The organism is Streptomyces sp. NPDC097981, assembly GCF_040302565.1.
In the GTDB taxonomy this organism is placed as follows: domain Bacteria; phylum Actinomycetota; class Actinomycetes; order Streptomycetales; family Streptomycetaceae; genus Streptomyces.
Map to the genome: position 1 here is coordinate 42595 of NZ_JBEORW010000030.1, position 13319 is coordinate 55913.

Here is a 13319-nt window from a genome sequence, read left to right on the forward strand (position 1 = left end):
CGGGGAGAGGGCGCGCTTGCGGATGGCGCTCGTGGACGAGCTGAGTGCACTGGACTGCGTCCGGGACCCCCGCGAGCGGCTGTTGTTCGGGCAGAGTGTCAGTGGATACCTCGAAAGAGCCCTGGATCTGCCCGGCAAGAACGCCCGGAACGATACGGTCGCCCTTGTGCAGGCGGTGTTACGGGACCAGCAGGACGTGGAGACGGGCGTGGACGCGCTCCTCTACGCCGTCGAGCTGCACGAGGGCAGTGACGTCGCCGGGCGTGTGCGGGAGCGGGTGTTACGGGCCTGGGAGCCCGAGTCCTCCACGGCGCTGCCCCTGCTCGGTGCATTCGAGGACAGGGACCTCAAGGCCGCCCGGGCGCTGCTCGCCGGGCACACAGGGGTCGACGCGGGCGAGTTGCTGGACCGGCTGAGAAGGGAGCTGCAGCTGGACCTGCCCGGCGGACTCATGCCCGGCCGGCTCTTCGACCACCTGCTCGACCTCAACGCCCGGGCCGACGGGCTGCCGCCCGCCGTGGTCCTGCTGGAGTGCGTCGCCGAGCTGATGCCGCGGGACAGCGAGCGGCGGCGCCGGCTGCGGGAGTGGTGCGAGGCCTGGGCGTCCGGCGCGGGAGCCGGGGCCGACGAGGCGCTGTACGAACGGCGCGAGCGGCTGGGCGCCCCGGGCCTGCCGGGCACCACGGGCCTGCCCGGCGGAGACGTTCCCCGCTGTCTGATCGTCATGGTGGATCCCGCCCTCGACGGTTCGCCCGACATCTACGTGCGGCACTGGGTCAACCGGACCGCCGGTCACTGGGCGCCGGTCTCGGGCGCTCTGGAACGGGCCACCCCGCCGAACCTGGGAACGGTGGTGGAGCGGGCCGTCCGGCACGGTGAGGCGTACTGGGCCGACGCGGACAGCGCCGGCGAGGACCCGAGCCCGATCCACATCGAGTTCGTCCTGCCGTACAGCATGCTCAACCACGACGTGGCCGGCCTGGGGCTGCGCGAGGCGGGCGAGGACGAGCCGGTCCCCATAGGGCTGCGCTACTACGTCCACCTGCGCAGCCTGGAGCGGATGCGTACCCGCGACCCGGCCCAGCTGCGCCGCTGGCGGCTGCGCTGGCAGACCCTGCGCGCGGCCAGCGCCGCCCGCCCGCACTCCTGGACGGGTGCCGATCCGACCACGACGGGGCTGCGCATCTGGCGCAACAAGCTGGTCGCGGACCAGCACCTGACGGCGGTGACGCTCAGCGCCCCCGCCCTGGAGGGGCAGGCCCTGGAACCGCTGAAGGCGGCCATCGCCGAGGGCATCGGCGTGGCGCTCTGGGACCGCCGGGACCCCGCGCTGCAGGCGCTGGGCGCCCCGCTCGACATGCTCGTCGGCTATCCCACGACCCAGCTGCCCGGCACCATCCACCGGCTGCGCATGAAGGCCGAGACCGAATTGAACGGAATGCAACTCCCCGGCCGTCATGTGGCGTTCTTCTACGATGACCCGTTTCGGCTCATCGACTGCGAGGAGGTACCGGCGTGACCGAGTACGAGCAGGAGCAGAAGCCGGAGCACGACACCGCCCCGGCCGGCGGCGGCACCACCGGTACCGCGCCGGACGGATCCTGGCGCGTCTTCCACGCGACCGGTGCGGCACCGGCCGGTGACCCGCCGACGATCCCGCCCGCACCGCCCTGGCGGGAGTTCCTGGGCGCGCCGCTCCAGCCCGCCCCCGCCGACGACGACCGCGCTCTGCACCGCCGCCTGGGTGCGCACGACGCCCGGCCCGGGCTGCGGGACGAGGAGATCGACACCGTCAACGCCGCGCTGCTGCTGCGCCGTCCGCTGCTGGTGTCCGGGCCGCCCGGGGTGGGCAAGTCGACGCTCGCCTATCTGGTCGCCCGCGAACTGGGCCTCGGGCGGGTGCTCCAGTGGAGCATCGTCAGCCGGACCACGCTGCGCGACGGGCTCTACGAGTACGACTCCATCGGCCGGGCCCAAGCCATCGCGGCCTGGCGGGCGGGCGCCGACCGGCCGGCCCCGGCCGGGCGGCGCCCCGGCCCGCCGGCGCCCGCCTCGCCCGCGCCCGCGACGCCCGCCACACCACCCGCCGCCGGGCCCCGGCCCGAACCCGCGCCCTACCTGGGCGACTTCGTCACCCTCGGCCCAGTCGGCACCGCCCTGCTCGCCTACGCCCGCCCCCGCGTCCTGCTGATCGACGAGCTCGACAAGAGCGACATCGACCTGCCCAACGACCTGCTCCACGTCCTGGAGAACGGCAGCTACACGGTCCCGGAGCTGATCCGCAGCGCCCTGCCGACGGTCAGCGTGTTCACGGACGACCCGGACGGCCGGGCCGAGATCGTCGGCGGCCGGGTCGAGTGCCGGGAGTTCCCGCTCGTGGTGATCACCAGCAACGGCGAACGGGAGTTTCCGGCCGCCTTCCGGCGCCGCTGTCTGCCGCTGGAGATGCGTCCGCCCAGCCGGGAGCAGCTCGTCTCGATCGTGGTCAGCCACCTGCGGAGCAGGCCCGAAGCGGTGGACGCGCTGATCGACGACTTCGAGCGGCGGGTGCGTACCGGAGGCACACAGTCGGTCGACCAGTTGCTCAATGCTGTCCATTTGACCACAGCGGGTGGTTTCCAGGCGGACTCCGACGGGCGTAAGCTCATTGAACTGCTGTTGCGCGACCTCGCGAAAGGCCGCTGATGGACGGCACTCCCAGGGAGCGCGCTCCCGACGCCCGTACCGGGACGGACGGTCCTTCCGGCGACGTTCCGACCTGGCGGGAGGTCGCCGACGCGGTCTGGCTGGCGGCGGCCCGTCGGGCCGCGGCGCCGGCGTCGGCGGCCGAGGAGCAGTGCCCTCCCACGGAGGACGCTCCGGAGGACGGCCCGGAACATGCGCCGGAACGCGACCCGGCGCCGGCCGGTGACCCGACCCCGCCCCCGAGCATGCCCGGCGGCCCGCAGCAGGCCGAGCCGGTGCGGGGCACGGACGACGCCACCGGTTCCCCCATCGCGCTCCCGTCCCCGTCCGGCCGTTCGGGCGAGGACGGCCCGGCGGGCCTCCGGGAGACCGGGGCCGAACCCGAGGCCGGCCGCGCCATGCCCGTCGCCCCCGCCTCCCGGCGGGCCCGCAGACCGGTGCCGCTGCGCCTGGCGAAGGCGCTGCACCTGCTCAGCCGCAGCCTGCCCGCCCTCCACCGCAAGGAGCTGGACGAGGAACGCACCGCCCGGTACGGCATCTCCGACAACCTCTGGGTACCGTACCTGCGGCCGGCCACCGAGAAGGCGTTCGACCTCGTGCTGCTCGTCGACGCCGCACCGACCATGCGGATCTGGCAGCAGCGGATCGCCGCGATCGCGGTGGAGGCGGCCCGCAGCGGCGCGTTCCGGGACGTGCGCACGGTCCGACTGGAGTTACCCGCGAGCGGCCGGGCCCGGCTGCGTTGGCCCGGGGAGGGGACCGGCGATCCGGCGGAGGTCATCGACGCGCGCGGCTCCCGGGTGCACCTGCTGGTCACCGACGGGCTGGCGCACGGCTGGGCCGGACCGGCGGCGGACGACCTGCTGATGCGGCTGGCGCGCAGCGGGCCCACGGCGCTGGTGCACCTGCTGCCCACCTATCTGTGGCACCGCTCCTCCGCCGCGCCGTACCGCGCGGAGCTGGAGGCGGGCGGCTTCGGCGCGCCCAACACCCGGATCGGCCACGGCCCCGCGTACGAGGACCCGGCCGGGGAGCCGCCCTGGGGGGCCGAGGGCAAGCCGGTCGTCCCCGTGCCCGTGCTGAGCCTGAAACCGGAGTCGTTCACAGCCTGGGCCGAGCTGGTGGCCGGGGAACTCGGCGTACGCCGGACGCTGCCCTTCCTGCTCGCCGGGACGCTGGCCGAGGGCCGGCCGACGCCGGGGCTGCGGCCCCCGCGGACGGACGGGCCCGGCTCCGCGGAGGCCGCCGAGGCCGCGGTGCGCCGGTTCTTCTCGCTGGCCACGCCGACCGCGCGCCGGCTGGCCACCCATCTGGCCGCCCTGCCCTTCGAGTTCGAGCTGATCGAGGAGCTGCGTGACCGGGCGGTGCCGGAGGCCGGCCCCGGGCACGTGGCCGAGCTGCTGATGGGCGGGCTGATCGACTGGGAAGGCCCGGGCTCCGACGGCCGCCCCGACTTCGCCGAGGGCATCCGGGAGGCGCTGCTCGCCACCGGTACCCGCAGCCAGCTCGCCCGGACCGTGAGCCTGTTCGCCGATCTGCCGAGCGCCCGCGGGCGCGGCGTACGGCTGCGGGCCGCGCTGCAGGACCCCGAGCACGCCGCCCTGCCGGAAGCGACGGCCGCCAACCGGCCGTGGCTGCGCGTCGAACTGGCCGTGCTCAAGGCCCTCGCGGGCCCGTACGCCCGGCGCGCCGACCGGGTCCTGGCCGCCGTCGGCGGCGGGCCGGGCGGGGCCGGGCCGGGCGGCGTCAGTACGGACCCCCCCGTCATCACGGCGGGTGGCTCCGGCCCTCCCGGCGTACCCGACATTCCCGAAGAGGGCATACCTCCCCAGGAGATCCCCGTCCCCGCGAACGACGACGCATCCCCTGGAGAACGTGTGCCGACCACCACCGACCCCTCAGGCCCCGCAGTCCGGAAGGCTGAACCGATCATGGACACCAAGTCCCAAACCCTCTTCGTCCGCTCCGGCCAGCCGAGGGTCATGGGGAACGTCCCGCCGAAGAACCCCAACTTCACCGGCCGGGAGAGCCTGCTGGCGGCCGTTGAGGAACAGCTGCGGTCGGACGAGACGGCGGCGGTGCTCCCGCACGCCCTCCATGGCATGGGGGGGGTCGGCAAGTCGCAGCTGGCCATCGAGTACATCTACCGGCACAGCCACGAGTACAACGTCATCTGGTGGATCCCCGCGGAGCGGGAGAACCTCATCCTCGGCGCCCTCGTCGACCTCGCCCGCGCCCTGAACCTGGAGGTCGGACCGCAGGCCAACACCGCGGTGCCCGCCGTCCGGGAGGCGCTGCGCACCGGACGACCGCACGACAACTGGCTGCTGGTCTTCGACAACGCCGAGGACATCGAGACGGTCCGCGGCTACTTCCCCACCGGCGGCCCCGGCAAGATCATCGTCACCTCCCGCAACCGCGACTGGGAGCGGGTCGCCTCCCCACTGACCGTCAACGTCTTCGAGCGCGAGGAGAGCATCGCCCTGCTCCAGCGCCGGGCCCGCGACCTCAGCCACGGGGACGCCAACCGCCTCGCCGAGGCCCTGGGCGACCTGCCGCTCGCGATCGAACAGGCCGGCGCCTGGCACGCCGCGACCGGCATGCCGGTCGGCCAGTACCTGGACCTGCTGGACCAGCGCCGACCCGGCATCCTGGAGCTCGACCCGTCGCCGGACTACCCGGTCTCGGTCGCCGCCGCGTGGAACATCTCCCTGGACCAGTTGGCCGACAGCAACCCGGCCGCCCGCCAGCTCCTGGAGATCTGCGCCTGCATGGCGCCCGAGCCGATCCCCCTGAGCATCCTGCGCGGCACCCGCAACGTCGACATCACCCCGGAACTGGACCCGGTGCTGCGCGACCCGGTGCTGCTGGCCCGGGCCACCCGCGACCTCAGCAAGCTGTCGCTGATCAAGCTGGACCACAAGAACGGCACCCTGCACATCCACCGTCTGATGCAGGCGGTGCTCGCCGCCGGGCTCGACGAGAACCGGACCGAGGACCTGCGGCGCGCGGCACACCTGCTGCTGGCCACCGCCACGCCGGGGGCCCCCAACTCACCCGACCAGTGGCCGGCGTACCAGGCGCTGCTCCCGCACGTGATGGCGAGCGGCGCGGTCCGCACCTCCGACCCGTGGGGCCGCGAACTGATCAAGTCCATGGTGCTCTACCTGTACTACTGGGGCGCGCACGAAACCGGTGTCGAAGTGGCCCGGGAAGCGTGGCAGACATGGACCGCCCGGTCCGGCGAGGAGGACCCGCAGGTCCTGGTGATGGGCAAGCTCCTGGGGTTCCTGCTGCTCCAGACCGGCGGCGTCACGCAGGCCCTGGACCTGTTCCAGAAGGTGCTGGAGATCTCGCGGCGGGATTCGGTTCCCGAGGAGGACCTGATCGACTCCATGACGCAGATGGCCGGCGCCCTGCGCTACAAGGGAGACTTCTACGCCGCCCGCGCGCTGGACGAGGAGGCCGACGGCCGGGCCCGTGACCTGATCGGCCCGGAGGAGCCCGCCACCCTGCTGGCCGCCCACAGCTACGGCGTGACCCTGCGGGCGTGCGGTCAGTTCGCGGCGGCCCGGGAGCTGGACGAGGAGACCGCCCGGCAGTGGGACATCCTCTACGGCGCCACCAACGGCCTGACGCTGAACACGATGAACGGCCTGGCGATCGACATCCGCGAGAGCGGCGACTACCCGGCCGCCCGGGTCATGCAGGAGGAGACGTACCGGATCTACCGCACGGTCTTCGGCGAGGACAACGCGGCCACCATCCGCGCCGCCCGCAACCTGGCGGTGTGCCGGCGCCGGGACGCGGCTCTCCAGGAGGCCTCGGACCTCACCGAGGAGACCTTGGAGCGGTTCACCCTCCGCTACGGTGCCCAGTACCCGGACACCTTGGCCTGCGCCGTGAACGCCACCGTCGACCGGCGGCTGCGCGGGGACTTCACCGCCTCCCGCGAGCTGGGCCTGCAGACCCTGGAGCGCTACCGGACGACCCTGGGCCCGCAGCACGCGTTCACCCTCATCACGATGACCAACCTGGCGGCGACACTGCGCGCCCTCGGCGAGGTCGCGCAGGCCGAGGCCCTGGACCTGGAGTCCACCGGCACGTTCCGGGAGACCCTCGGCGAAATGCACTCCTTCACGCTGACCGCCGTCCTGGGGCTGGCGAACAACCACTACGCCAAGCTGGACTTCGAAGCGGCCCGCGCCATCGACGAGGAGAACCTGCCGAAGTTCGTCCGCACCTGCGGCCCCGACCACCCGCTCACCCTCTCCTGCCGGGCGAACCTGGCCCTGGACCTGCGCGGGCTCGGCCGGATCCAGGAGGCCGACGAGCTCAACGCCGACGCCGTGGAGGGCATGACCCGGGTGCTCGGCCCGGACCACCCGTGGCTGGTGGCGGCGCGGCTGCACCAGCGGATCGAGTGCGACATCGCGCCGATGCCCCTGTAGGCGACGTACGGCGGCACTCCGTACTCGCCGTACGGAGTGCCGCCGTCAGGATGCCGTGCGCCGCGGTGCCGCCCTGCGCCTCGTGCGCGGTGTCAGAGGGCCTCGGCGGAAGATGCATCGACCGGGGTGCGGGGTGGTGGCGTTGGAGTGTCCCCGCCCGCGCCCTCCGCGCGCGCCCGCAGGCGGCGTACGACGGCCAGCAGGGGCTCGGTGGCCACGGTGGTCGCCAGGGCCATCAGCACCAGCGCCGTGTAGAGCCGGCCGCTGAGCAGCCCCGCCTGCAAGCCCGCGTTCAGCGCGATCAGCTCGGTCAGACCACGGGTGTTGAGCAGGACGCCCACGGTCCGGGCATCGTGCCGGTCCAGGCCCGCGAGCCGGGCCGCAACGGTCCCGCTCACCACCTTGACCGTCACGGCCAGGAGGGTCACCGCGACCACCGCGACCACACCGGCGGAGTCGAGCGCTCCGATCTCCACGCTGCGGCCCGAGACCACGAAGAAGAACGGCAGCAGCAACATGCCGATGTCGTGCAGCGGCCGGACCAGGTCCGGGTCCAGGGTGCAGCCCTCCTCCCGCGGGGTGACCACGCCGGCGAGCAGGGCGCCGAAGATGACGTGCAGCCCGAGGGCCTGGGTGACCCAGGCCGAGGCGAACGCGAAGCCCACCAGGACGGCAAGCCGCACCGACGGGTCGACCCCCGAACGCCACAACAGGCGGCGCAGGACCGGCCGGGCCGCGAGCAGCATCACGGCCGTGAACCCGAGCAGCAGCGCCAGCCGCACCGGCCGGGACAGCCCGCCCTCCGCCCCGGTCTCCAGCAGCGTGCCCACCAGGACGGTCCAGCCCATGACGTCGATCACCCCTGCCGCGGCGACGGCGACGATCCCGGGCACCGTCCCGGCCAGGCCGTTCTCGCGGACTATCGCCGTCAGGACGGGCACGGCCGTGATGGACAGCGCCACGCCGAAGAACAGCACCGAGGCCGCGGACATCTCCCGGGGCGCGCCCAGCGACGCCAGTTGACGGTGGAAGAGCAGCGCGGCGGCGCACCCGGCCGACATCGGCAGCACGAACGCCGCGAGCGAGACCGCCACCACGGTACGGGCCCGGCCCCTGACCACGCCGAGATCGAGTTCGTAGCCCACGGCGAACAGGAAGAGGACCAGGGCGATCTGGGAGAGCCCGGTGAGCACCGGGCCCAGCGCCGGGGGGAACAGGATCCGCGAAAGCGCCGGGAAGAGCCCCGCGAGCATGGTCGGGCCGAGGGCGATGCCGGCGATCAACTGCCCGATGATCGTGGGCTGTCGCCACCGCCGGGAGAGCCAGCCCGCAGTGTGGGCGACGATCAGGATGAGCGCGGTGGCGCCGACGAGATGGGTGATCATCGCATCAGTAGCCATACGGTCCCCCTCAAGGAGTCCGACGCCGGGCCGGAACGGCCACGGCGGGTGCACGGCAGACCAAAGAGCGCGCACCCGGGGTCGAGGGGCACGATTTCAGCATACTGCCAAGTTGACGGCTCGTTATGTGCCACGATCGCGTTCACGGCGAACGGTTGACGTCGGGGTGGGGGCTTATGACGACGGCATTGTTCATTCACGGCACAGGGGTCCGGGAGCCCGGGTTCTCGGAGCTGTACGGGCGCTTCTCGGCCGGGCTGCGCGCCGTGGCCCCGGCCGTCCGCCCGGTCCCGTTCTACTGGGGCGGGGAGTTCGGCGCGACGCTGGCGGCCGGTGGCCTGTCCCTGCCGCAGCCTGGCGGGCGCAGCCGCGGCGGCCTCGGCGAGTCGCCCGACGCGGCCCCGGCCGAGGACACCGACAGCGAGCGGTGGGCCGACCTGTACCGCGATCCGCTCGTCGAACTGGCGCTGGTCGCCGCTGACGGCCCGGCCGCCCCCGGCGAACTGCCCCTCGGCGCCGCGCTCCCCGGGGAGCGGCCTCGGGCGCTGCTGGCCTCCCTCGACGGGAAGGTGGCCGATGTCGCCGAACGCACCGGTGTACCGGAACGGCACCTGGCCGAGGCCGCTCTGGCCCTCGCCCGCAGCCCGCTGCCGGGCCGGGCCGCGAGCGGCCTGCCCGACGACGAGGACCTCGCCCGGCTGCTGGCCCGGGCGGTGGTCGCGGCGGCGCTGTCCGCCGTACTCGCCGAGGACGCGCCCGTCGTCCCCGACGGCGAGGCGCGGGACGCGGCCGTGGCCGCCCTCGCCGAACTCATGGGGGCCCGGCCGGCGGGCTCCGAGCGGGGCCTCGGGGCCCTGCTCGCCCGGCCGGCGCTCCGGCTCGCCTCCCATGCCGCGGTCCGGCGCCGCCGGGCACTGACCGAAGCCGCCCATCCGGCCGCCGCCGACATCATGCGGTACCTGGCCCGGGGCGGGGCGCTGCGGCGGAGGCTGCGCGGACTGATCGAGGAGCTGCCGGCGCCGGTGGTCGTGGTCGGGCACAGCCTCGGCGGCATCATCGCCCTGGACACCCTGGTCACCGCGCCGCTGCCGCAAGTGGAACTGCTGGTCACGGTGGGGTCCCAGGGGCCGTTCCTCTACGAGAGCGGGGCCCTGCCCGGACTCGCCCACCCGGAACCGCTGCCGCGGCACGTGCCCGACTGGCTGAACGTCTACGACCGGCGGGACCTGCTCGGCTACCTCGGGGCAGGGCTGTTCCCCGACCGGGTCACCGACGTCGAGGTCGACAACCGGCAGCCGTTCCCGGCCGCGCACAGCGCCTACTGGACCAATCCGGCCGTCTACCGCGAGATCGCAGCCCGGCTGTCGTGACGGGGACCGCGGCTCCCGCGCCGGAGCGCACCTTCGCAGTGGTCGTGGGCATCGAGCGGTACGCCGCCGGGCCCGGCTGGGACCTGTCCGGGCCTGCCGGGGACGCCCTGCGCTTCCGCTCCTGGCTGCTGCGTGCCGGCGTACCGGAGCAGAACATCCTGCTCCACCTCGACCCGCTGACCGACCCGGGCGTGCCGTACCGGTCCGCCGACCACGCGACGCTGCGGCAGCTGGTGGTGTCCGGGCTGCACTCCCTGCGAGGCGAGGCGCTGTGGGTGTGGTGGGGCGGGCACGGGGTGCTGGACCGGGCGGAGCGGTTGCGGCTGTTCTGCGCGGACGCCACCACCGCCGACAAGCGCAACCTCGACCTGGACTCGATGCGCCGGACCCTGGCGAGCGACACCCTGCCCGGCTTCGGCCGGCAGATCTGGATCGTGGACGCCTGCCAGACGTTCGAGGAGGAGTACGGCTTCCAGCACACGCTGCCCGCCGAGAGCCTGCCCGAGGGACGGCGGGTGCAGTCCCACCACCAGACGCTGCTGCTGGCGGCGACCCGGGGGCAGCGGGCCACGAACGATCCCGCGCGCGGCACGGGTCTGTTCTCGGCCAGTGTCCTGGAAGCCCTTGACAGCCGGCGCGGTGCGGTCGGCGCGGGTGCGCCTCAGTGGCCGGATCCGGAGGCACTGTTCGGCGACGTCCAGGAGCGGGTGGAGCGACTGCGGGCCGAGCGGCGCACCGACCAGTTGCCGATGGTCTGGCTCTACGGCCCCCAGCGGTCCGAGCACCCGGCGCCGCCGGCCCCCGCGACGGCGGCACCGCGGGCCGCCGCGGGGGTGGCGAACACACCCGGTCAGCCGATGGAACGCCTGATCGGCGCCCTGCTCGCGTACCCGATGATGACCGACCCCGAGGAACGGCAGGCGATCGTCACGGAGTTGGGCGAGGCCACCCGCACCGTGGAGCGGATGCGCCGGCACGCCAAGCCGCGCACCGACCTCATCGGGATCGTCCGAGCCCTGAGCGAGGTGCCCGGAGAGCTGTGGCTGCTCCACGCGGCGGTCACCCTGCTGGACGACGACGAGCAGCGGGCCGTGGCCCTGGAGGCGGCCGTCCACGCGTGTGCCGGACCGCGACCCGCCGGGTGAGGCGCCGAGGCGTCGTCGGATGGCTTGATCACATGGGCTTTTCGAGACAGCCCCCGTTCGTCATCATGGAGGTGACTCCGGCAGCGCCGGCGGCACGGCCCGCCCGATCGGTGGGAGCGGGGCACTTGAAGGGGGAAGCACGTTGCATGAGCCGGCCAACGCGGACCGTCCCGGTGCGGACCGCGCGGAGCACGTCGAATCCGATCTCGCGGATCTGACCGGGGTGAGCCTCGCCGCGATACGCGGCGTTCCGGCACCGTTGCGCAGCCGACGGCTGCTCGCCCAGGCGCGCCGTGCCCGGAGCAACACCATGGGGCACAGCAATCCGACCGGCGGGGCCAGGGCCGAGTAGATGGCGTCACAGGAGCACGAAGCGCGGTTACGGATGCCCGGCGCCCGGTTCGACGAACTCGCCTCGGGCGGCGGCTCCGCCGAAGCGGTCGCGTTCCTGGTCCGGGCCGAACGCACCAGGCGCCTGATGCTGCTGGGTGAACTGCTCGACCGGCTGGACGAGCTGCCGGGCGCGCTGGGCGAACTGGGCCCGGCCGCACCGGTCTGGGAGTTGTTCTCCGAGGCGGCCGGGGCAGAACCGGACGCGTGCGAGGCGTTGTTGATGAGCCCGCACATGGGCTGCTGGACGGCGCACGTGGTGCGCCGTCTCCACGGCACGACGGGCGGACCGCCGCTGTGGGCGGATGCCGGGCACCTCTGCGCCATCTCGCTGACCGCGCGGATCCTTGCCGGGCTGGATGTCGAACTGGACGTGCCCCTGCGGGACGGCGGCCTGTCCCTGCCCACCCTGGGCCTGGCCCGGATCGGCGGTCTTCAGGGCTACGGCACGGCTCGGGCCCGGCTACGGGGCGGCGATCTGCACCTGGCCTCGGGCGGCCGGACGATCCTGGTCCGCCCGCTGGACCAGGCCTGGCGCAGCCACTGGACCCCCTCGCGCACCTTCGCCGGCACGTCGACCTGGCTGGACGACCTCGACCCGTACCGCGACCTGGACGAACCGGTCACCCCGCAGCCGCTGTCCGGGGCGGAGGCGGAGCGCTGGCAACGGCTGTTCACCGAGGCCGCGGCCATCCTGGAGGGGCCCTCGCCGGACGGGCCGGGCGGGCTGCGGGTGGCCGAGGTCCGGCGCATCGTGCCGGCGGACCTCGCGGAGCCGGGCGGGCCGACCCGTACGGCATCGACCGCGCCGGGCTCCGCCCCCGTCGACGTACTGGTCAGCGCGACCACGTCGGACGCCTTCGGTTCCATGGTCGTCTCCCGCCCGCCCGACGCGCTGGCACTCGCCGAGGCGATGGTGCACGAGTTCCAGCACAGCAAGCTGGGGGCACTGCTCCATCTCTTCCCTCTGCTCCACGACGACGGCGCCGAGATCCACTACGCGCCGTGGCGGCCCGATCCGCGCCACACCACCGGGCTGCTGCACGGCGCGTACGCCTTCACGGGGGTCACCGGTTTCTGGCGTGACCGCATGACGGACCCGGGGGTGGATCCCGGGATCGCGGGGTTCCACTTCGCGCTGCGCCGCCTGCAGACCCGGCTGATCGTCCGTACGCTGCTGACCCGGGCCCGGCTCACCGCACCCGGCACCCGGCTGCTCCGCGGGCTGGCGGCCACCCTCGACGGCTGGTTGCGCGAGCCCGTGGCACCGCGGACGGCGGAGCGGGCGCGGGCCGCCGCGCTGAGCCACCTCGTCGAGTGGCGGCTGCGGAACCTGCGCTGCGACGAGCCCGAACGGACCGCGCTGGCCTCGGCGTTCGCCGCGGGAGGCGCTCCCCCACCGGCCGGTGCGCACCAGCCGGTCCTGGCCGGCCCGCCGGGTCCGTGGCACGACCCCCGCGCCCGTCTCTACCGCGATCCGCCGCTCGCACCGGACGGTGCGGACGCCCAGCTCGTCGCCGGGGTCCCGCGCACGGCCCAGGCCCTCTACGCCGAGACCCTGCGCCGGTCCCCCACGGACCCGCACGCCCTCAGCGGCTGGCTGCTGGCCAATGCCGTGCTCACCCCGGCCCACCGGCGGCTCCTGGGCCGCCCGGAGCGTCTGTCGGCCCTGGCGCCGGGCACGCCGGAGGAGCTGCGGGAGGCCGCTGCCTGGCTGGCCGGAGCGTAGTTCCTGGTCTCGGCCGGTTGGGGTCGCCGGGTCCCGGTCCACGACCCGGACGGGCGTCCAGGCCCATTGCCACACGCTGATGCCCGTATCACATCAGCCGCACGCCGCGTGCCTTCCCTGGTCGGCGTGACCGTGCCGGGCGTTGTGCG

Annotated in this window: 8 protein-coding genes; 7 read left to right on the top strand and 1 reads right to left on the bottom strand. The window is 74.1% G+C overall.

All coding sequences use genetic code 11. The annotated features are described in order from the left end of the window. Window positions 1–31: 31 nt before the first annotated feature. Genes ABTY04_RS26540 through fxsT form a run of 3 tightly spaced genes read left to right on the top strand, consistent with a single transcriptional unit; the run spans window position 32 to window position 7136 of the window. Window positions 32–1519 (top strand): VMAP-C domain-containing protein, encoded by a 1488-nt coding sequence (locus tag ABTY04_RS26540; protein ID WP_352215896.1) that lies wholly within the window; start codon window positions 32–34, stop codon window positions 1517–1519. Beyond that, window positions 1516–2685 carry an AAA family ATPase gene (locus ABTY04_RS26545; RefSeq protein ID WP_352215897.1) on the top strand — a complete coding sequence of 390 codons (1170 nt, stop codon included), beginning with the start codon at window positions 1516–1518 and terminating at the stop codon, window positions 2683–2685. The genes ABTY04_RS26540 and ABTY04_RS26545 overlap by 4 nt, the downstream gene beginning before the upstream one ends. After that, entirely contained in the window at window positions 2685–7136 is a 4452-nt protein-coding gene (fxsT, locus tag ABTY04_RS26550) for an FxSxx-COOH system tetratricopeptide repeat protein (protein WP_352215898.1), read from the top strand. The genes ABTY04_RS26545 and fxsT overlap by 1 nt, the downstream gene beginning before the upstream one ends. Window positions 7137–7228: 92 nt before the next feature. Here fxsT and ABTY04_RS26555 read toward each other — a convergent pair whose 3' ends face one another. Further along, a complete protein-coding gene (locus ABTY04_RS26555; RefSeq protein ID WP_352215899.1) occupies window positions 7229–8536 on the bottom strand; it encodes a cation:proton antiporter in 1308 nt (435 codons plus the stop codon). 176 nt (window positions 8537–8712) lie between these two features. Here ABTY04_RS26555 and ABTY04_RS26560 point away from each other — a divergent pair, with 176 nt between their 5' ends. From ABTY04_RS26560 to ABTY04_RS26575, 4 genes are all read left to right on the top strand, one after another. Then, window positions 8713–9906 carry an alpha/beta hydrolase family protein gene (locus ABTY04_RS26560; protein WP_352215900.1) on the top strand — a complete coding sequence of 398 codons (1194 nt, stop codon included), beginning with the start codon at window positions 8713–8715 and terminating at the stop codon, window positions 9904–9906. Further along, window positions 9903–11051 (top strand): effector-associated domain 2-containing protein, encoded by a 1149-nt coding sequence (locus ABTY04_RS26565; RefSeq protein WP_352215901.1) that lies wholly within the window; start codon window positions 9903–9905, stop codon window positions 11049–11051. The genes ABTY04_RS26560 and ABTY04_RS26565 overlap by 4 nt, the downstream gene beginning before the upstream one ends. A 142-nt stretch (window positions 11052–11193) precedes the next feature. Further along, entirely contained in the window at window positions 11194–11403 is a 210-nt protein-coding gene (locus ABTY04_RS26570; RefSeq protein WP_352215902.1) for an aldo/keto reductase, read from the top strand. Further along, window positions 11404–13170, top strand: a complete 1767-nt coding sequence (locus ABTY04_RS26575; RefSeq protein ID WP_352215903.1) for an HEXXH motif domain-containing protein — start codon at window positions 11404–11406, stop codon at window positions 13168–13170. Window positions 13171–13319 lie beyond the last annotated feature (149 nt).

What these genes read in the sequence shown, in the direction of transcription:
- fxsT (WP_352215898.1), top strand. Translation starts at nt 2,685, where the DNA reads ATGGACGGCACTCCCAGGGAGCGCGCTCCCGACGCCCGTACCGGGACG.
- ABTY04_RS26555 (WP_352215899.1), bottom strand. Translation starts at nt 8,536, where the DNA reads ATGGCTACTGATGCGATGATCACCCATCTCGTCGGCGCCACCGCGCTC.
- ABTY04_RS26560 (WP_352215900.1), top strand. Translation starts at nt 8,713, where the DNA reads ATGACGACGGCATTGTTCATTCACGGCACAGGGGTCCGGGAGCCCGGG.
- ABTY04_RS26575 (WP_352215903.1), top strand. Translation starts at nt 11,404, where the DNA reads ATGGCGTCACAGGAGCACGAAGCGCGGTTACGGATGCCCGGCGCCCGG.